The 20,549-nt window shown below is 44.2% G+C and carries 18 protein-coding genes; 16 read left to right on the forward strand and 2 right to left on the reverse strand.

Annotation, left to right across the window (positions count from 1 at the left end; all coding sequences use genetic code 11):
- Together glmM and glmS are read left to right on the forward strand one after the other, a co-directional pair.
- Complete coding sequence (gene glmM / locus DESYODRAFT_RS01870; RefSeq protein WP_007778698.1) at positions 1 to 1,338, forward strand: phosphoglucosamine mutase; 1,338 nt, start codon at positions 1 to 3, stop codon at positions 1,336 to 1,338.
- A 549-nt stretch (positions 1,339 to 1,887) separates the two neighbouring features.
- The gene (glmS, locus tag DESYODRAFT_RS01875; protein ID WP_007778700.1) at positions 1,888 to 3,711 is read left to right on the forward strand and encodes a glutamine--fructose-6-phosphate transaminase (isomerizing); all 1,824 of its coding nucleotides are present in this window, start codon (positions 1,888 to 1,890) and stop codon (positions 3,709 to 3,711) included.
- Positions 3,712 to 3,874: 163 nt separating this feature from the next.
- On the opposite strand, the gene DESYODRAFT_RS01880 is transcribed toward glmS, so the two are convergent.
- Both DESYODRAFT_RS01880 and DESYODRAFT_RS01885 read right to left on the reverse strand, forming a co-directional pair.
- Entirely contained in the window at positions 3,875 to 4,264 is a 390-nt protein-coding gene (locus DESYODRAFT_RS01880) for a DUF2178 domain-containing protein (RefSeq protein WP_007778701.1), read from the reverse strand.
- Entirely contained in the window at positions 4,257 to 4,472 is a 216-nt protein-coding gene (locus DESYODRAFT_RS01885) for a helix-turn-helix transcriptional regulator (protein ID WP_007778702.1), read from the reverse strand. Before DESYODRAFT_RS01885 ends, DESYODRAFT_RS01880 begins: the two co-directional genes overlap by 8 nt.
- Positions 4,473 to 5,284: 812 nt before the next feature.
- Here DESYODRAFT_RS01885 and DESYODRAFT_RS01890 point away from each other — a divergent pair.
- The 14 genes from DESYODRAFT_RS01890 to DESYODRAFT_RS01955 all read left to right on the forward strand — a co-directional run bounded on the left by DESYODRAFT_RS01890 (position 5,285) and on the right by DESYODRAFT_RS01955 (position 20,544).
- Positions 5,285 to 6,571 carry a 3-isopropylmalate dehydratase large subunit gene (locus DESYODRAFT_RS01890; RefSeq protein WP_007778704.1) on the forward strand — a complete coding sequence of 429 codons (1,287 nt, stop codon included), beginning with the start codon at positions 5,285 to 5,287 and terminating at the stop codon, positions 6,569 to 6,571.
- Between the two features lie 15 nt (positions 6,572 to 6,586).
- Positions 6,587 to 7,111 (forward strand): 3-isopropylmalate dehydratase small subunit, encoded by a 525-nt coding sequence (gene leuD, locus DESYODRAFT_RS01895; RefSeq protein WP_007778707.1) that lies wholly within the window; start codon positions 6,587 to 6,589, stop codon positions 7,109 to 7,111.
- A 619-nt stretch (positions 7,112 to 7,730) separates the two neighbouring features.
- Complete coding sequence (locus DESYODRAFT_RS01900) at positions 7,731 to 9,341, forward strand: sigma-54 interaction domain-containing protein (RefSeq protein WP_042338102.1); 1,611 nt, start codon at positions 7,731 to 7,733, stop codon at positions 9,339 to 9,341.
- Between the two features lie 407 nt (positions 9,342 to 9,748).
- Positions 9,749 to 10,384 carry a cobalamin B12-binding domain-containing protein gene (locus DESYODRAFT_RS01905; protein WP_007778711.1) on the forward strand — a complete coding sequence of 212 codons (636 nt, stop codon included), beginning with the start codon at positions 9,749 to 9,751 and terminating at the stop codon, positions 10,382 to 10,384.
- An 11-nt stretch (positions 10,385 to 10,395) separates the two neighbouring features.
- The gene (locus DESYODRAFT_RS01910; protein ID WP_007778712.1) at positions 10,396 to 11,199 is read left to right on the forward strand and encodes a methyltetrahydrofolate cobalamin methyltransferase; all 804 of its coding nucleotides are present in this window, start codon (positions 10,396 to 10,398) and stop codon (positions 11,197 to 11,199) included.
- Positions 11,200 to 11,219: 20 nt separating this feature from the next.
- Positions 11,220 to 12,668, forward strand: a complete 1,449-nt coding sequence (locus DESYODRAFT_RS01915; protein ID WP_007778714.1) for a trimethylamine methyltransferase family protein — start codon at positions 11,220 to 11,222, stop codon at positions 12,666 to 12,668.
- A 97-nt stretch (positions 12,669 to 12,765) separates the two neighbouring features.
- On the forward strand, positions 12,766 to 13,641 hold the full coding sequence (locus DESYODRAFT_RS01920; protein WP_007778718.1) for an FAD binding domain-containing protein: 876 nt from the start codon (positions 12,766 to 12,768) through the stop codon (positions 13,639 to 13,641).
- Between the two features lies 1 nt (position 13,642).
- Positions 13,643 to 14,137 carry a (2Fe-2S)-binding protein gene (locus DESYODRAFT_RS28570; RefSeq protein ID WP_007778720.1) on the forward strand — a complete coding sequence of 165 codons (495 nt, stop codon included), beginning with the start codon at positions 13,643 to 13,645 and terminating at the stop codon, positions 14,135 to 14,137.
- On the forward strand, positions 14,130 to 15,401 hold the full coding sequence (locus tag DESYODRAFT_RS29455) for a xanthine dehydrogenase family protein molybdopterin-binding subunit (protein WP_007778723.1): 1,272 nt from the start codon (positions 14,130 to 14,132) through the stop codon (positions 15,399 to 15,401). The genes DESYODRAFT_RS28570 and DESYODRAFT_RS29455 overlap by 8 nt, the downstream gene beginning before the upstream one ends.
- Positions 15,401 to 16,384, forward strand: coding sequence for a xanthine dehydrogenase family protein molybdopterin-binding subunit (locus tag DESYODRAFT_RS29460; RefSeq protein WP_007778725.1), 984 nt, complete (start codon positions 15,401 to 15,403; stop codon positions 16,382 to 16,384). Before DESYODRAFT_RS29455 ends, DESYODRAFT_RS29460 begins: the two co-directional genes overlap by 1 nt.
- Positions 16,385 to 16,417: 33 nt before the next feature.
- The gene (locus tag DESYODRAFT_RS01940) at positions 16,418 to 17,578 is read left to right on the forward strand and encodes an amidohydrolase family protein (RefSeq protein ID WP_007778729.1); all 1,161 of its coding nucleotides are present in this window, start codon (positions 16,418 to 16,420) and stop codon (positions 17,576 to 17,578) included.
- A 22-nt stretch (positions 17,579 to 17,600) separates the two neighbouring features.
- Complete coding sequence (locus tag DESYODRAFT_RS01945; protein ID WP_007778732.1) at positions 17,601 to 19,082, forward strand: 4Fe-4S binding protein; 1,482 nt, start codon at positions 17,601 to 17,603, stop codon at positions 19,080 to 19,082.
- Positions 19,075 to 19,914, forward strand: coding sequence for a UPF0280 family protein (locus tag DESYODRAFT_RS01950; protein WP_007778734.1), 840 nt, complete (start codon positions 19,075 to 19,077; stop codon positions 19,912 to 19,914). Before DESYODRAFT_RS01945 ends, DESYODRAFT_RS01950 begins: the two co-directional genes overlap by 8 nt.
- Before the next feature lie 51 nt (positions 19,915 to 19,965).
- On the forward strand, positions 19,966 to 20,544 hold the full coding sequence (locus DESYODRAFT_RS01955; protein ID WP_007778738.1) for an amino acid synthesis family protein: 579 nt from the start codon (positions 19,966 to 19,968) through the stop codon (positions 20,542 to 20,544).
- Positions 20,545 to 20,549: the final 5 nt, after the last annotated feature.

Raw genomic sequence — 20,549 nt, forward strand, 5'->3', positions numbered from 1 at the left:
TTGGGTCGACTCTTTGGAACAGATGGGGTGCGTGGTGTGGCTAACAGCCAGCTAACCCCTGATCTCGCTTTTTGCCTTGGGCAAGCAGGTGCTTATATACTTAGCAAGGAGCATCCACATCCCCGAATCGTCATCGGTAAAGATACCCGAATTTCTGGAGATATGCTTGAATCGGCACTGATCGCTGGGATTTGTTCTGTTGGAGCGGATGTATTAAGGGTTGGAGTTTTACCGACGCCTGGAATCGCTTTTTTAACACGAACCCTTGATGTCAGTGCTGGTGTTGTAATTTCCGCCTCACATAACCCTATTCAAGATAACGGAATTAAGTTTTTTAGTTCAACAGGCTATAAATTGCCGGATGCTATTGAAGATGAGATTGAAAGAATCGTAGTAAGTAAAGAAAAACCTTGGGATGTCCCGATTGGCGGGGAAGTGGGACGGGTGATTGACGTACCTGATGCCGAGTCTCGTTATAAAGATTTTCTTAAGATGACGGTTGGACGCTTGGATGGGATTAAAGTTGTTTTAGATTGTGCCAATGGAGCAGCATCCTTTGTGGGACCTAAAGTATTGCAGGAGGCAGGGGTTGAGGTAATCTCTATCTGTAATACGCCGGATGGTGTAAATATTAATGCTGACTGTGGGTCAACCCATCCGGAAAGATTACGGAGCGCAGTTTTAGAACACGGTGCAGATCTGGGACTAGCTATGGATGGAGATGCTGACCGCCTTATTGTAGTCGATGAACAAGGAACTATCTTGGATGGGGACTTCATCATACTTATTTGTGCCTTAGCTCAAAAAGCTAAGGGAAAATTAGCTCAAGACGCTGTTGTTGTAACCGTCATGAGTAATTTAGGGTTACACCTGGCCCTAAAAGAGGCTGGAATCAAGATTTACGAGACACAAGTTGGGGATCGCTATGTCATGGAAGAATTAATCCGAACGAGGGCTCAGCTTGGCGGAGAGCAGTCCGGACATATTATTTTCCTCGACAGCAACACAACAGGGGATGGACTATTGACGGCCCTTCAGTTGTTATCCGTGGTTAAGGAACGACAAGTTCCGCTGTCAAAGCTCGCTTCTCAAATGCGGCGCCTACCTCAAGTTCTCCTTAATGCCAAGGTTCAACATAAGGAACGATTGATGACGGATGCCAGAGTACTCGCAAAAGTACATGAAGCTGAAGAAATCCTTAATGGCAAAGGCAGAGTGCTGGTACGTCCATCCGGGACAGAATCGTTGATCCGAGTTATGGTTGAGGGGCCGGATCAGCAAACATTAAAAGAGCTGGCCCAAGAAGTTATTGACACAATTATTCAATGTGATGAATAAAATACTATTGATAACTCTTTAGATTTGGTTATAATGGTTCATGTGCCTTAAGTACTAAGTATTTTGTGGAAAAGGGCACATGAACCTAATTCGGAAACTAAATCTAAGTCATATTTAGAACCATATCGAAAGAGGTGATGCTTATACGTAAATCGTAATGTAAAATATATTTGATGGACGGTTGAATCAGTTAGGCAATCATATAAAGCGCCAGGACCTTAGCAGTTAATCTCTGAGGTCGACGAGGAAGAGGGTTATCGAAGGATTCGGCGGGTCCCTCTCGGTGGCTTGTCACCGTAAAGCTTACTTAAAACCGAAGAGTAATTTTCGGGACAAAGGTGAAGCTGACAAGACAAGGGGAAACTATGTTTATTTTGATCCTCCTTGCTTGTGTTGCCTTTAATTTGAATCAACAAAGTCGTCCATATTAGGGCGGCTTTATTATTTCCCGAAAATCGTTTAGTACGCACATAGGATTAAGAAAAATTAATTATTAAAAATCTTGGTTGGAATGACCCCAACCCGTTTAATTTGAAAGGAGATACATGTATGTGTGGTATCGTCGGATATATCGGAAAACGTGCAGCTATTCCCATTTTGGTAGATGGCTTAAAAAAATTAGAGTATAGAGGGTATGATTCCGCAGGCGTCGCTGTCTTGGATAATGAGAAAATCGTGGTTTCGAAAAGCGTGGGTAAGTTAATTGCTTTGGAAGAAGAACTTGGCCAGGGCTATTCACAGTCTTGCATCGGGATTGGACACACCCGATGGGCGACCCATGGACGACCTTCCGAGGTTAATGCTCATCCGCATTGCGACTGCAACCATGATTTTGTTGTGGTGCATAATGGAATCATCGAAAACTATCTGGAATTAAAGGATATGCTCCTTGAAAAAGGGCACAGATTTGTTTCGGAAACGGATACAGAGGTTTTGGCTCACTTGCTCGAGGATTACTATGAGGGAGATCTCGAGGGAGCTGTACGAAATGTTCTAAAGAGGATTCGCGGTTCCTATGCCATTGTTGTCTTAAGACGTCAGGACCCTGACAAGATTGTTGCGGCCCGTAAAGACAGTCCGATGGTGGTTGGTCTTGGAGACGGGGAGTTTTTTGTGGCTAGCGATATCACCGCAATTTTAAACTATACTCGCAGAGTCTATATTTTAGATGATGGTGAAATGGTCGTTATTACCGAAGATGGAGTTAAGGTCTCAGACTTCGGAGGCAATCCCCGTACGAAAGAAGTTTATGACGTCAAGTGGGATGCGGTGGCTGCGGAGAAGGGCGGATATGAGCATTTTATGCTCAAGGAAATCAACGAACAGCCTAAGGCGCTGAAAGATACGATGTTGGGACGCTTGGAGGAAACGAAGGTTGTCCTTCAGGAAGTGGACTTAACTCTTGAAGAATTAGCGCAAATTCATAAGGTCTATATTGTCGCTTGTGGTACAGCCTGGCATGCCGGATTGGTCGGTAAGACCCTGATTGAACGATGGGCACATCTACCTGTTGAAGTAGATATTGCCTCGGAATTCCGCTATCGCTCTCCCCTTGTGGATGAGCATACTTTGGTTGTAGTAGTAAGCCAGTCCGGCGAAACAGCGGATACGTTAGCTGCTCTGCGCGAAGCTAAAAAACGAGGTGCACGTGTGGTTGCGGTTACGAATGTCGTTGGGAGCACGGTATCCCGGGAAGCTCATGATGTGATCTTTACCTGGGCCGGCCCCGAGATCGCCGTAGCTTCGACAAAAGCTTATACAACTCAGCTGGAAGGAATGGTTCTGCTGGGACTCTATCTCGCACAGGTCAAGGGGACATTGCCCTCTGAAAAAATAGGGGAGATTATTACTGCCTTGAAACAGATTCCGGCTCAAGTCCAGGAGCTTTTAGACCAGTCCGGTCTAATTAAAGAGGTTGCAGAGTCGTTTGCTAAGGTTGAGAATACCTTCTTTATCGGCCGTTCCTTAGATTGGGCGGTTGCCATGGAAGGGTCTCTGAAACTGAAAGAGATTTCCTATATTCATGCTGAAGCTTATGCAGCAGGCGAGTTGAAACACGGCACCTTGGCTTTGATCACAGAAGCTACGCCTGTCGTTGCGTTAGCAACCCAGAGAGATGTCTATGAAAAGACGATTTCTAATGTCAAAGAGGTAAAAGCCCGGGATGCCAAAGTGATCGGATTGACCTATGAGGGGAATACCAGCATGGCTAAGTCAGTTGATCATGTGATTTATATCCCGGAGACATTGGATGAGCTTTCGCCGATTCTGACGGTTATACCGCTGCAACTTCTATCGTACTATGTATCGGTTGCCAGAGGGTGTGACGTTGATAAGCCAAGGAATTTGGCTAAGAGTGTTACGGTGGAGTAGGTGGGAATAACCCGGACAGTTGTGGTTAGTGTGAAAATAACGCTATTGCTATTATGGAAAGGGAAAAAACGCTCTGTGCAAAATGCTCAGAGCGTTTTTTGATAATCTCACAATCTATTAAAACATCATTGGTTAGAAGTTTACACTTCCTTTATGTGTAATTTCACTTAAACTTCCTTGAATATATAAATTCGGTAATTGGTAGTGTAATAAATGTAAGACCAACTACAATAAGTAAAGGATAATTTTTAATGTCATTTAAATTAGACACACCTTCAGAAATAAACAAAATTAACGCTGATAGAACCATTAAAACAAAATAACCAATCTTAGCACTTCGAGTTTCAATATGCCTGTCTAATTCGTCTTTTTCTCCCCCTCCTTCATGTTGGCCCCAAGTAATCCAGTTGAAAAAGTAGGATAAGGAAAGAAAACTAAAAAATATAGAGCCTCCATCTATAGCTCCAAATCTTATCCACTTGTATAAGGAAAAACCTGCGACAATCATAAAAACAATAAAGACAAAAACACCTATGATTTTCGGCTTACCCATTTCTTTTCACACCATTCTTTGAATTAATAAATAAATCCTCCATAGCAGTCCCTAATACCCTTGCAATATCAAATGCCAACTGTAAACTTGGGTCGTATTTATTATTTTCGATGGCATTAATCGTTTGTCTGCTTACATTGCATAATTCTGCTAACTTAACTTGGGAAAGACTGTTTTTTTCTCTATACTCCTTAATTTTATTTTCCATTCCATATGCCTCCACATTGCAAGGTTTAAAAGACTCTTGACACCTTTAGGCTAATATAAGCCGAAGGGGATGTCAAATATGTTTTACATCTCTTTTGTTTTAGTGCGCCACGCATGGCGATTTACTTGATGGCGAAAATCCACTAAGGGACTTGTAGTTGCTAACCATTAATCGAGAGCAAGGGTTCCATCGCCTTGCGCCTTGAATTCTGTGTGAATTGTAGCTGATCGGGATATCCCAAAAGAGGTTGTGAGAAATATAGAATGGTACATACGGCATTTCGTCTGGAACTACACCGGTTATCAATTGACAATTGGGACAAAGTGATTTAGTCTATGAAGAGATAAGATTTGTGATAACTTTAACGAGAAAACTATTTAAAATATGGCTCGAATTGAATTCGGAAATAGAACCATTTCAATCATGAAATGGTTCGTTTCACTTAAGTTGTTATCTTAGCTTAAGCACAGAGAACAACGTAGAGAAACTATTTCAGTATTGAATGGTTTCTCTGAAACGAATTTTCAATTGGGATTAAGGATATAGATTAATGCTTTTTCTAGAAGAGATTGGAAGCCTTATTATCTTTGAGGTAGAGTAATGGGGTTTGGCACAAATCTTGCTTATTATTTTAGCAAGGTTGTTTAATGTCCTTCTTTAAGACAGGTGAATGGGGTGTAATTATACTTACTCTCCAGAAATGTATCCTACTTGGGCTGTGCAACTGGCACAGGTTGGCAACAGGTTAGCAGTTCCTGTTATTGTTGCAGAACCACTTTAGAGATTTCGATAACAATATAAAGGAGAATACAATGGGAAAAACAATAGCTGAGAAATTATTTGATGCACACAGGGTAAATATGCCGTTTCCTGATACGCATGTTTTAAAATTGGATAGGGTTTTCTGTCATGAAATTACCACTCCGATTGCCATCACGGATCTTATAGCTAGAGACATGGACAGAGTCTTTGATCCTACGAAAATCAAAGCTGTCATAGACCATGTAACACCTGCCAAAGATTCTAAAACTGCCGAACAGGGAAAGATACTGCGGGATTGGGCTAAAAGACATGGTATTAAGGATTTTTTTGACGTTGGAAGAAATGGTGTTTGTCATGCGATTTTCCCGGAAAAAGGATTCGTAAGACCGGGTTATACAGTGATCATGGGGGATTCCCATACATGTACCCATGGAGCGTTTGGAGCGTTTGCTGCAGGGGTTGGAACCACTGACCTTGAAGTAGGGATACTTAAGGGTGTATGTGCCTTCCACTTCCCGAAAACCATTAAAATGGTGCTTAATGGCACCTTAAAACCGGGCGTTTATGCCAAAGACCTGATCCTTTTTATTATTAAAGAACTGACTGTAAACGGTGCCACAAACATGGTTATAGAATTTACCGGACCGGTGGTCGATGCCATGTCCATGGAATCCCGTATGACTTTGTGCAATATGGCCATTGAAGCCGGAGGGACTTGTGGAATATGCTACCCGGATATGACAACCGTGGAATACCTGTGGGAATTCATTAAAGACGAATTTAACACAAAAGAAGACGCTTTGAAAGAATACTCAAAATGGGTTTCGGATGCGGATGCTTCCTATGAAAAAGTCTATGAATATGATGTTACGAATTTAGAACCAATGGTTACGTTCGGGTTCAAACCTGACCAGGTTAAAACCGTCCATGAAATGTCGGGTACAAAAATTGATCAGGTTTATATTGGAAGCTGTACCAATGGCCGCATAGAAGATTTGAGAATTGCTGCAAGCATCCTTAAGGACAAAAAAATAAGTGATGACCTGCGTGCTATTGTCAGTCCTGCAACCCCGGATATCTATTCCATGGCCTTAAAAGAAGGACTCATTGAGGTCTTTCAGAACGCTGGTTTTTGCGTTACCAACCCTACCTGCGGAGCTTGTCTCGGCATGAGTAATGGGGTTCTTGCTGATGGTGAAACCTGTGCTTCTACGACAAACCGCAATTTTAATGGCAGAATGGGAAAGGGCGGTACCGTTCATCTGATGAGTCCGGCTACTGCAGCAGCTTCAGCGATTGAAGGAAAAATAGCCAATTCAGAATTGTATAAAGTGTAAGTATCGGAGGTAAAAATGAAAGAATTTAGCGGAAAAGTCTTATTCTTAGATAGAAGTGATATTAATACCGATGAAATCATTCCGGCAAAGTATCTTACTGAAATCACCAAAGAAGCTTTGAAACCTTATTTATTGGAGGATTTGTCTCTGACCGGATTTAACAATAAAGACGATATAAAGGATAAAGCTGTGCTTGTGACAAGAGCTAATTTTGGTTGTGGTTCTTCCAGAGAGCATGCTCCCTGGGCGTTAGAAGTCAATGGAATCAACGTAGTGATAGCTGAAAGCTTCGCGAGAATATTCAGACAGAATATGTACAATTGCGGTATGTTCGCCATAGAATTGCCAACAGAAAAGATCGACTATCTTTTTGAGAACTACGCGGGGAAAGATACTTCGCTAACTATTGACATTGAAAACGATAAGATTATCGTCGTTTCTACAGACCAATCAGAAGAGATTGATTTCAACGTCGGCGAGTTTGACAAGACGCTTGTTAAAGAAGGCGGCTGGGTAGGTTACGCGGATAAAAACTATTAATGTATTAACCTATTATTTATCGCGTAAGCAAAAGCCTTAAGCAACATTTAACGGCTTGGTTCCGAAATCAATCGGAGCTAGGCCGCTTACTTTTAATGGGTAAATTATCCTAATGGGTAAATTTTTCTTTCTTGTGAAATCAATTGGAACCTATAATTAGGGCTTGCTAATTTATCAAAAACTCTAGATTCTCCAAGGGTTTAAGGGTGGTTTTGCGTAATCTATGTGCATGGAAAAACAGCTTTTGGCGTCAAAAACCGTGCACGTGGAGTTAAAATCGATATAGTGTAAACAAATGTTAACGTCAGACTCGACCAGGCTTGTACCAAGAATCTTACGCGCGTAAGATTCTTGGTACAAGCCTAGGGCAAGCCTCCCGCTATCGGGATCGCCCAATGTCTGAGTTGGATATTGGTGTGAAAAAATCCTAAGATTCTGGTGGCCTAAGAGAAAAAAGAGGTTTAGTTAGCAAACCCTAATTATGGCCGATTCACTTGGTGTGGGAAAAGTATGTAGGATTGGCATTATATAGTTGTTTAAAAAACGTTGAAAATTCCGTATTATGAATAGACAATATATTACCCGAATCTCCTTTATATTTGATCGCTTTGAGAGGTGGATGCTTGTGTGGGATCCAGAGTTTGAAAATCTTGTTCATATTCTCCCAATTTTAGCGAAGACCACCGGTGGTTATGCCGCTATTGCGGATTTAAATGGATCGCTGGCGATGGCATTGGACTGTAATGGTAAAGCTGTATCGGAATTAGAAGGAGATATACTTGAATTAGCCAGAAAAGCAGGAGAGTTAGGTTATTCGCAAATTGGAGCCCCGAAGTCATGTGAAGGGGCTAACGCTTGGGCCTTGCCCATAGGTAAATATGTCTTAATTTCTAGTAACGCTGAAAGAGTAAAACGAGAACATCATTTGAAAGAATCCTTGCTCAGAGCTTTACCAATGATTGCACAAGTAGCCGGTGGAGAAGCCGTTTTGTTTAATGGTGCTGGAGAACGGATCATCAGTTTTAATAGCGATGGGACTGAAAGAAAACAATATAAAGGCAAAGTCAGCGGTCCGGCGAAAATTGCGATTGAGAAGCAAGAACCGGTAGTTGGGAAGTCCTTTTCAATTAACGGGGCAACTGCTGTACGTATTCCGATGACTAAAGAATTCGGATTTGGTTTTAATAATCAGGATATAACCCGGCAGCAGCAAGTTCTTTATGAAGAGATTAAAAGGCTTCAACATACGAATTATACGTTTGACGATATCATTGGCGGTAGTCAGGAATTGATGAAAATAAAGAGTATGGCAAAGTTCGTAGCTAATGGTGTGTCGACGATCCTTATAAGCGGTGAAACGGGCACGGGTAAAGAATTATTTGCCCAATCCATTCACAATGCAAGTGAACGTTATAAGAAGCCTTTTGTAGCTTTGAACTGCGGAGCACTGCCTGGTTCACTCATTGAAAGTAATTTGTTTGGATATGAGGAGGGGGCTTTCACTGGTGCTAAAAAAGGGGGAAGTCCGGGCGCCTTTGAACAAGCTAATAATGGAACTATTTTTCTTGACGAGATTAGCGAAATGGAAATCGGGTTGCAAACGAAGCTTTTGCGGGTATTACAGGAACGTGAAGTTGTTCGCATTGGCGGATTCAAGCCGATTAAAGTTAACGTCAGGGTCATATCTTCGACGAATAAAGACCTAAACACGTTAATCGCCAATGGAAAGTTTCGCCAGGATCTTTTCTATCGCCTGAATGTCGTTCAGATTAAAGTACCGGCTCTTCGTGAGCGGTCATCAGATGTGGAGTTATTGAGCAGATATTTTCTGCAGAGATATAATACCTTGTTAGGCAAATATATTGAAGAAATTGATTTAGAAACATTAAAGATTCTTCAACAACACACATGGCCGGGAAATGTTCGTGAACTCCAAAATTGTATTGAATCGGCTATGAACATGGTCGAACAGGAAGAGTTTCGGCTTATGCCCAAACATTTGCCAATGTATCTAAGGCATAGTCCTAAGAATGTTAAGGAGTCTGTGGTTGTTGAGATCGGGTCAAGCGGGGTGAATTTAAAAGAAGCATTGGCTGAAACAGAAAAAGCCATTATCCGGAAGGCATTGGAAATGGCTAGGTATAAACGAACAAAGGCGGCTGGTTTGTTAGGAATAAGTACCCCTACTTTATGGAGAAAAATGACTGAATACGGTCTTGATAAGGAGTAATCAAACTGTATTTTCCAAGATTGACCTGCTCACGAATGAAATGGTCAAATTTTTTGGAATCAAGTAAATAAAATTCGTGTTTTTTTCGCGGATACGTGGTATCCCAGAAAGGGGCAAGAAATAAACCTTTCACCAATGAAATGGTTTATTTCTTATTTGAAGGACTAAACGCCCTTGAAATTACAATGAATTTTATGAACGTTTCGACATTGAAATATGCATAATGTGAACGACTGGAGTAAATAACCATATTATAGGAAATTGAGTCGAATTTAGCAGTTTAAACATGGTTATTATAGGTTTGATGCTTAGTTTATATTGGCATGATAATTGCTTATATAGTTAGATGTCGGCGGCATAAGTTTACGTGGATTTTATCTAAGTAGAAAATAGTGGAGGTAAAGAAGATGGCAAGTTATTCAGAATTAGCGCAAAGCGTAGTAAAAGGCAATGAAGGTCAAGTAAAAGAACAAGTTAATGCCCTCGTGGCAGCGGGCAATAACCCTATGGAAATTATCAACGAAGGATTAATTGCGGGGATGAATATTGTGGGTCCTCGCTTTAAAGCGGGAGATATGTTTGTTCCGGAAGTTCTCATGTCGGCACGGAGTATGGCTGCAGGGGTTGAGATTGTAAAACCGTTAATTGCTGATGGAGACATGAAAAGTCAGGGTAAAGTAATTATTGGCACTGTTAAAGGCGACTTACATGATATTGGCAAGAATCTTGTAGGAATGATGGTTGAAAGCAGCGGTTTGGAGGTCGTTAATCTGGGAGTGGATATTTCAGCAGACACATTTGTAGCGGCGGTTAAAGAACATAACCCTGATGTGGTTGCACTCTCTGCCTTATTGACAACGACCATGGCAAATATGAAGGATACGATTGAGGTATTAACGGAAAATGGATTAAGAGACAAAATTAAGATTATCGTTGGCGGAGCTCCTGTTTCTAAGGAATTTGCGGATTCCATTGGTGCTGATGGCTTTGCCCCTGATGCTGCTTCTGCTGCTGATCTGTGCAAAGAATTAATTGCGAAATAGGAGATAAAAAAATGCTTATTGTTGGAGAATTGATTAATACCAGTCGAAAGGCGATTAAGCCTGCTGTTGAGAGTCGGGACGCCGCCTATATTCAGAGTATTGCTCAGCAACAAGTAGACGCGGGAGCGAACTATGTTGATGTTAATTGCGGGACCATGGTTTATAACGAAGAGGAGACTATGGCCTGGTTAGTGGAAACGATTCAGCAAAAAGTGACGGCCCCCTTATGTATTGACAGTCCGAATCCAAAGGCACTTGAAGCTGGGCTTTCCTTAGCCAAAAATGGACAGCCAATGATTAATTCAATTACGGGTGAAAAGGAACGCTATGAGACTATTCTTCCTTTGATACTTAAGTATAAACCTAAAGTCGTAGCACTTTGTATGGATGATACCGGTATGCCAGAGACTGCTGAGCAGCGCTTAAAGATCGCTTTTAAATTAATTGGTGATTTGGCAGCAGCCGGGGTACCTGAAGACGATATTTATATTGACCCCTTAGTAAAGCCTGTAAGTACTGGGGATACTGCGGGAATGGAAGTCCTCGAAACGATTTATGGAGTTAAACAAAAATATCCAAAGGTCCATGGGATTTGTGGCTTGAGTAATGTCTCCTATGGATTACCGAATCGCAAGGTTCTTAATCATGCTTTCATGATCCAAACCATGACTATGGGAATGGATGGATATATTCTTGATCCGCTCGATAAGACCATGATGGGTTTTGTACATGCATCAAAGGCATTGCTCGGCAAAGACGCTTACTGCATGGAATATTTAGTCGCTCACCGTAACGGTCTATACGAAACAAAATAGAAGTTGATGGGGGTAAAAAAATGGCTCGCAATTTAAGCGCTCGAATTCTAAGTGCTGAAGAAGTTGAATTTCTAAAAGAGAAAATCCAGGTCTTGCTTGAAACTAAAGGCATTCATATTGAGCATCCTGAGGTCATGGAGATATTGAAAAAAGCAGGAGCTATTGTATCGGAAGAAACAGGTTCTGTAAAATTCCCTAAGGCTCTTTATGAAGAAGCATTAAAAGCAGCGCCGCGTGAGTTTACGCTTGCCGGTATCGATCCGAAAAATGATATGAAATTCCCTCATCCGGAAGGATCGTTTTATGTCAGAACCAACACCGGTGGTATGTATTATCTAACTGAAGAGGGCGAGTATCGCAACATCGTTCTTGATGATGTTGCGGAATTTACCCGGCTCGCTAATGCATTGCCCAATGTTAACTATTGGTCGTTGCCATCAACGGATCCTGTCGATTTCCCGGCTGAGACGATTGACATTCATACCCTGAATACAGTCTTAAGGAATACCACAAAACACGGATGGGTGCAACCTTATGAAGCCGAAAACATCAAATATTTGATTGAAATGGCAGCCGCGGTCGTTGGGGGAAAGGAAGAACTTCGCAAACGTCCTATCATCAGTGCGATCTGCTGTTCAGTACCCCGTTTGACCTACAAATATATGGATATGAACATTATTTATGAGTGCTGTAAGGCCGGCGTTCCTCTCCAACCTTGTGCATTGCCTGCTGCAGGGGCTAATGTACCGATTACTCCATCAGGTTTAGCTTTGATGGCCGCCGCAGATGTTGTGGCGATGATCGTTATGGCTCAGATTATTGCTCCCGGACATCCTTGTGTTGCAACCCCATTACTCTTTGAAATGGATATGCTGACAACCAATACGACTCAAGCCACCATGTCCACGACAATGGGCCGCATGATAGCTATGCAGCTCTTTAAAGAAGGATATGGTATCCCTGTTCACACCTATGCTACAGGAACGGATAGTTCTACATTAGACGCCCAGGCGGGATTTGAGGCAGCTTCCTTAAGTCATATGGTGGCTTTGTCCGGTGGTTCTGTTCTTGGCGGAGCCGGACAAGTCGAGACAGCTAAAACAATTAGCCCGCTTCAATTAATTATCGATAATGATGTCTTTGGCATGGTTAAACAACTTAAAGCCGGTCTTGAAGTGAATGAAGAAACGATTGCCTGGGATGACATTCAAGCCATGACCTACCAAGATAGCTTTGTGGATAAGATGCATACCTTTAATCATTTCAGGGATGGCTATCGGGCAAAAACCTTTACTCGTGATTCCAGAACGACCTGGGCTGAAAAGGGCTGCAAGGATCTTGCTGCACGGGCCAAAGAACAATATCAGATCATCAAAGAAAACTATGAGCCCGTTACACTGACGAAAGAAGTAGCCGATGCTTTGGATGCTATTGTCGCACGCGCTGACCGCGAACTTGGTCGTAAGTAAGTATTAACCATACAAGGCTCTTAATGTGTTCTTCCTAAAAACTTAAAAATAGGCTATGGAACACATTAAGAGTCACTACTTTATAGGGTGGGTTACTATGCCAGAATGCAGTGTATATTACCAACCAGAATCTATCTCAGATGCCGTGAAGTATTTGGCAAGCGCTGATAAAAGGTTAAAACCCTTAGCAGGCGGAACAGATATTGTCCCAGCTATGCGAAAGGGCGAAATGAACGTCGATGGATTAGTTGACTTATCAAAGATTCCAGGCCTTCGAGAAATTAATATAGATGATAATGAACTTAAACTAGGAAGTTTGTGCACGTTTGCGCAGATTGAAAAATCCCTTTTGATTCAAACCCAGGTGCCGCTTCTAGCGCAGGCCGCAGGTGCAGTCGGTTCACCGCAAATACGTAGTTTGGGGACCATTGGCGGAAATATTGCCAATGCTTCGCCTGCGGCTGATACGGTTACAGCATTTGTGGCTTTAGATGCCAAGGCAAGGCTGGAGTCAACGCGGGGAACGCGAAGTGTTCCTGTCAGTGAGTTATTATGTGGGGTTGGCAAAACCAATATTTCCCGAGATGAAATAATCGCAGAAATAAGGTTTCAAATACCTTCCGAAAATAGTCAATCAGGCTTTATTAAGTTAGGGCGTCGGAAAGCTTTAGCGATTGCCCGGATGAATCTAGCCATAATTATAACAGAACATGACGGGCTTATTGATTTTGCCCGTGTAAGTTTAGGTGCAGTCGGCCCTAATCCGAGTCGGAATACCAGTCTGGAGGAATTTCTGATTGGGCAAAAGCCTTCAGAGTCACTAATCGATAGTTTTGCGCGGTTTGCAGGTGAAGAAGTTTCGCGAATGCTCGGTTCACGGGCATCAGCCGCTTATAAATGTGAGGCGGTTAAGGGTATTGTTCGGGATTTATCCAGCCGATTGTTCTTAGGTAATGAGCAGGTGGTGATTTAATATGGCACAGTATCATCTCGAAATGACGGTCAATGGAAATTCAGTCGCTCTCGATATCGATCCGGGACTTCGTTTGCTGGATGTTTTACGTGATTGCTTACATTTAACGGGGACTAAAGAAGGCTGCAGTGAAGGCGAATGTGGCGCTTGTTCTGTTATTCTGGATGGTGAATTAGTGGACTCCTGTTTAGTTTTTGCTCCTCAGGCCTCAGGCCGGGAAGTTATAACCATTGAAGGGGTGGCGCGGAATGGGGAATTAGATTATCTGCAACAAGCTTTTTTAGATGCGGGCGCTGTCCAATGTGGATATTGCACCCCGGGAATGATTCTTGCTGCAAAAGTTTTACTTGACCGTAATCCCCATCCTACGCGTCAGGAAATTTTGAAGGCTATATCGGGTAATATTTGCCGCTGTACAGGTTATACCAAGATGGTGCAAGGAGTTGAATTAGCCGCAGCGAGTAAAGAGGCGAAGGAGGGTGCTGCCCGTGCCTGAATTCAGTGTTATCGGTAAATCGGTGCAACGACTTGATGGTCAGGAAAAGGTGACCGGAGCAACTCAGTTTGCGGCGGACCTTGATCTTCCGGGAGCACTTTGTCTTAAAGTACTGCGGAGTAACGTTGCCCATGCTCATATTAAGACGATCGATGTGGATGAGGCTCTCCAAGTACCTGGAGTTGTCGGAATATTCACCCATAAGGATATTGACGGAATTAACAGTTACGGGATTATTGTTAAAGATCAGCCCGCCTTAACAAATAAAGTTCGTTTTAAAGGGGATGCTCTGGCCTTAGTAGCAGCTGAAAATGAAGCAAGCGCTAAAGAAGCTCTTAGACTGATAAAAGTGGAATTAGAAGAGCTGCCGGCGGTTTATGACGTTTGGAGCGCCATGAATGATGCAGCGCCGGCGATTCACGAAAACGGCAACATTCTTACAGTAAGTAAGATTAAAAAGGGAGATGTGGAATCCGCCCTTAATCAGGCTGCAGTTATTATTTCGAGAAACTATACAACTCAGAGGATAGAACATTGCTACATCGAAACCGAAGCCGGTGTCGCTTATATGGACGGAGATAGTCTCGTCATAAAAGTTTGTACACAGAATCCCCATTATGACCGGCGTGATGTCGCTCGTGTGTTAGGTATTCCAATGAACAAGGTCAGGGTCATCCAAACGGCTACCGGGGGCGGCTTCGGGGGGAAACTTGATATTACGATCCAGTGTTTTCTGGGCTTGGCTGCCCTGAAACTGAGACGTCCCGTAAGAATGACCTATGACCGTCATGAGTCCTTCATCGCCAGCGGTAAACGTCATCCGTTTTTTATTGATTACACGACGGCGGCAGATAAAGAAGGAAAACTCCTGGCAGTCAAAGTCAGAATTGTGGGGGATACCGGTGCCTATGCTTCCTATGGACCTGCTACGTTAATTCGGGCAGCCGTCCATGCGACAGGGCCTTATGAAGTGCCTAATGTGGATATTGAAGGGGCTTGTGTGTACACCAATAATCCGTTCAGTGGGGCAATGAGGGGTTTTGGTACTCCCCAATTGGCTTTTGCAAGCGAAAGTCAGTTAGACATTGTTGCCCGTGCTTTAAATATAAGTCCGATTGAAATCCGCCGCCGCAATATAGTCCATGAAGGTTCGATTACGGCAACAGGACAGAAGCTCGAAGGAAGTATCGGAATCAGTAAGACGTTAGAGGCTGCCTGGGATAAGGCTCTCCAGGTTATGCCTGGCCTGGAGGGACGAAAGTAATGAAAAAGCGCGGTTACGGTATGGCTAACATGTGGTATGGAATAGGAAATACGGCGGCCAATAATCCATCCGGTGCCTTTGTTGATATTTTAGATGATGGCACAGTGATTGTTTTAACGGGGTGTGCCGATATGGGCCAGGGCTCAACGACGGCTTTAGCCCAGATAGCCGCTGAGACTGTTGGGGTAAGGGTTGAAGATGTTGTGGTTGTTTCAGGGGATACGGGAGTTTCCCCGGACGCAGGGGCCTCATCTGCCTCGCGGCAGACTTACATTTCGGGAAATGCGGTCCGTTTGGCAGCCGAAAAGGCACGTGAGCAAATCATAGCTAAAGCGGCTCAGATGTTAAATACAACGATCGATTCGGTGAGCCTGAAGAGCGGTCGAGTATGGAATGGAGAGGAACAAACGAGCTTAACCGTCAAAGAAATGCTTGCTCAGTGCCGCGGTGAAGGAGTATTGACCCTTGGTCATGGTTACTTTAACCCTGCAACGACGAAACTCGATCCGGAAACCGGACACGGGAAACCCTTTGCTACGTATGCTTTTGCGACTCAGGTTGCGGAAGTCATCGTCGATACGGAAACAGGGGTAGTCGAGGTTACCAAAATCGTAGCGGCCCACGATGTGGGAAGAGCCATAAACCCCCAAAGTGTGGAAGGGCAAATTGAAGGCGGTTGTGCCATGGGCTTGGGTTATGCCTTAGTAGAGGAAGTCATCCTAAAAGACGGAGTCATTAAAAACCCCGAGATGTCTACTTACCTTGTCCCTACGTCAATGGATGTTCCGGAAATCTATCCGATCATTATTGAAGAATTAGAAGCAAGCGGCCCTTATGGCGCAAAGGGGGTAGGGGAACCAGCCTTAGTACCGACGGCCGCGGCTATTGCCAATGCGGTCAGCGATGCTTTAGGTGTTCGCATCTACGATCTGCCAATGACGCCTGAGCGGGTCGTAGCCACGATCAAGGCGGCTCAGAAGTAGTCATTGCTATGAAACTTAGAGGAGGTTAGACGAATGTCTGTAATTGCACTTACAAATATCGGAAAGCTCGTCACCGGCAATATTCAAAAACCTCTGGGTGAGGAAACTACGATTGTCCTTCAGGACGGATTAATCGCTAAGATGGGTAATTCAGATATTCTTCAAGATTACACCGTCGAAAAAGTAATCGATGTTAACGGTATGACAGTAACTCCGGGTCTGATCGACTCACATGTACACACTACCCTCGGTGATTATTCACCGCGGCAAAAAACTCAGGACTATCTCGATGGCTCGGTTCATGGTGGTGTAACCACATTTATCTCAGCCGGAGAATGCCATACGCCGGGCCGTCCAAAAGATCCTGCCGGTACGAAAGCATTAGCTATCCTTGCTCATAAAGCCTATGCTAACTTACGTTCAACCGGACTGAAAGTTCATGGCGGAGCCGTCATTCTGGAAAAGGGACTGACTGAGGGGGATTTTGCTGAAATGGCTAAAGAAGGGGTCTGGCTGGTTGGCGAAATCGGTTTGGGAAGTGTAAAAAAACCAGAAGACGCCATCCCCATGGTGAAATGGGCAAAAGAAAACGGGATGAAAATCGCTATGCATACCGGAGGAACCTCTATCCCCGGCAGTTCAACAGTCTCTGCAGCCGATGTAGCCGCCGTTCAACCCACGGTTGTGTCCCATATTAACGGCGGCCCGACAGCGATCGCCCCTTCCGAAGTAGAAAAACTGATCAATGAGACGGATCTGGCGTTAGAGATTGTTCAATGCGGAAATCCCAAAATCGCCGATTTTACGGTCCGCAAGCTAACCGAGAAGGATCAATTAAACCGGGTAATTATCGGAAATGATTCCCCTTCTGGTACCGGAATTATTCCTTTAGGTATATTAAGAACGGTTTGCTCTATCTCCTCCATGTCGGATGTGGCACCGGAAAAAGCGATCGCTATGGCCAGCGGCAATACAGCAAGTACGTTTGGCTTAAATACCGGGATAATTGCTGAAGGAAAAGAAGCTGATTTAGTGGTAATGGATGCTCCTATGGGCTCAGTCGGTGAAGATGCCCTAGAGGCTTTAGCGGCGGGTGATCTGCCGGCAGTTGTCATGGTATTGGTTGATGGCACAATCCGAGTCAATAAAAGCCGCAATACACCACCCTCAAGTCGCAGCTGCAAAATAAAATAGATTTTGAACTGGGGGCGATTAAGTGATCGTTATAGATCTTGAGGTTTGTAAGGGTTGTGGGATATGCGCTAAAGAGTGTCCGAACAAAGCAATCCTCATAGAAAATAAAAAAGCAGTGATTCAGGAAAACTGTTCAAGCTGCGGGATTTGCACCCGGGTTTGTACGTTTAAGGCCGCACGTAGAACGTCAGAAATAAGACAAAGCGCGGTTAAATGCGCTTCTTGTCCCGTTCAGTGTGAGATTATCGAGGGTTTTTTAGGGGCCTGTCAGCGTTATCGCAATGAAGCAGGTAAGCTTGTACGTAACCGAAAACTGGTGACGGAAATTGGGAAAAAGGGTCCGCTCCTTACCGCAGTCGGTGCCGGAACGAACTATCCTTGCTGCCGTCCGGCCCCTCACATTGTTCAGGATACGGTGGATGGAATTGAAATGGTGACGGTTGTTACAGAAGCTCCTTTAAGCTATAGCGGGATCAAGGTCAAGATTGATACGAATAGGCACATTGGTGAAGAAGGGGCTAAAGTAAAACGTAACGGTAAAGTTATCGGGATGGTTGATACGGAAGAATACGGTTCGAAAATGCTTTCGATTGGCGGTGCGAATTTGCTCACGGGTAAGGATGGTTTCATCGTCGCCCGGACCATCGTCGAAATCGCAAACGGTGAGCGGGTTACCCTGAAGGTTGAAGGGGATAACACAACGTTAGAACTTCAAGTCGGGCATCCTCCGATCATTAATGGTTTAGAAGACAATAAAATGCGGGTTGGTTGTGGAAGTGCAACCGTCGGTATGTTCGCAAATCAGTTAAAAGACGTTGTCGATGAGGCGATTGTTTTGGATTACCATGTGGTCGGCTTGCTTTCTGAGCATTTAGCCGGGGAAGACGTAGGGATGACCTGGAGCGGAGTTGTTCCAAATGCGAGAAAGAGCACACGAGGGCGTTATTTTGGAGAACTCGGACACGGCTGGGGTGGAACTACCATCGAAAAACCGAGTGATGCGATTCAATCCATTGATATGACTCATGCCAAAGCAGGTATGAAAATTCTCGTGACTGAAACAACCGGCCGGCAAGCTGCCTTATTTGAAGTACAAGCTGATGGCTCGCCTAAAGAAATTCCGATGATCCCTGAGGTTCAAAATGCGGTTGATTTCATTTCGAGTAACTGCGAGAGTTCAAGAGTTTCAGGAATTTATGTGGGAGGTACTGGGGGCAGCGCCCGGGCCGGGGTAACTGTAAATCCTATTAAAATAACCCAGGCTGTTCATAGTGGGGATGCTAAATTAACCATTGGCGGCGCTGAGACCTATGTCTTACCTGGTGGCGGCATTAATTTTATGGTTGATGTTGAAAAAATGGTACCCCAAGCGTTCACATGGGTTCCGACACCTGCGACGATTGCACCAGTCGAATATACTATGTCCCGCGCAAAATATGAAGAAATAGGCGGACATATTGAATATATTAAAAAACTTAAAGAGCTGAGAACAGGCAATGATTGAGGTTTTAGCTGAGGACAGGGTATTTCTTGATTATGGGCCGATGCAGATCCATCTTAAGGCGGACCGCTTCGGACAAGGCATGACAACGGAGTTGCAAGAAGCGGCAACCTATGGAATTGAGATGCTGAAAGAATTGGCAGGGGTTCTTCCCCTGGCGAAGGATAAGCGGACGTTAGGCTATCCGCATCCAGAGAATCTTCCGTTGCCCCTCCGTTTGATGCTTGAGGCTGTGTCGGTTACAAAGGATCAGACCCTAACACCGATGGCTGCAGTGGCCGGGACATTTTCCGATCTTCTCGCTGATTGGTTAGTTGCTAAAGGGGCTACCAAAGTTTTGATCAATAACGGAGGGGATATCGCGGTTCGTTTGCTGGAAAAGGAACGAACAAAAATCGGACTCACCCCGAGTATTGAGGCTCCATCATTTACCCATGTCCTTAGTTTAGAGGCATCCCATAAAATCGGCGGAGTTGCGACGAGCGGGTTCGGTGGACGAAGTTTTACACAAGGAATTGCCAGTTCGGTAACAGTCCTGGCGAGGACATCCCGGGTGGCCGATGCTTGTGCGACCTTAATCGGCAATCATTGTTTTGTTGAAGATCCGGGTATAATCCGTGTATCCGCAGAAACCTTAGATCCCAACACCGATATTCCTGGTCTCCCTGTAACGGTAGGCATTGAAGAACTAAGACCGGAGACTCCGTCCCTGGCTATGAATAGCGGGCTGTTAAAAGTACGCGAACTTTATAATAAAGGAATTATTCAAGGGGCAGTTATCTGTATTGGGTCACTTGTTGCAATGCATCCTGAAGGATTGTGTCAAGCAATATAAGTTGGATTTAAATAGAAATGGGACTAAAAAGAACGTTATGGAGGGATAAAAGTGGAAATTCGTAAGATTGTTACGGTTGTCGAGGAAACTCATAAAGATGGTGTTAAAGCCCTTGATAAAGCAACCCGTAAAGCTGCGGCAGTGGCTGTGATCAAAAATCCATTTGCCGGCCAATATGCGGAAGATTTAACGGAGTTAATGGAAGTCGGAGAACAATTGGGCGAGTTGTTGGCGGCACGGGCGGTCCAAGCTTTGGGACTATCCGGTGGAGAAGCACACAGCTATGGCAAGGGGGCTATTGTTGGGGAACAGGGCGAATTGGAGCATGCCGCGGCAATCCTTCATCCCCGCTTAGGCAAGCCTTTCCGGGAGCAGCTCGGCGGAGGTAAAGCTATTATCCCTTCCGCTAAAAAGATGGGTGGTATAGGCACCGCTTTAGATGTACCGGTTCACTATAAGGATGCCGCTTTCGTCCGGACTCACTATGACGCGATGGAAGTCAGGGTACCCGATGCTCCCCATGCAGATGAGATTTTGGTAGCACTGGTTGTAACAGATTCCGGTCGCCCGCATCCACGCATTGGTGGGTTACAGCGTGAAGAGATCAAAGGGGAAGATGGACTAAGATAATTGGA

This window comes from Desulfosporosinus youngiae DSM 17734, assembly GCF_000244895.1.
Classification (GTDB): Bacteria; Bacillota; Desulfitobacteriia; order Desulfitobacteriales; family Desulfitobacteriaceae; genus Desulfosporosinus; species Desulfosporosinus youngiae.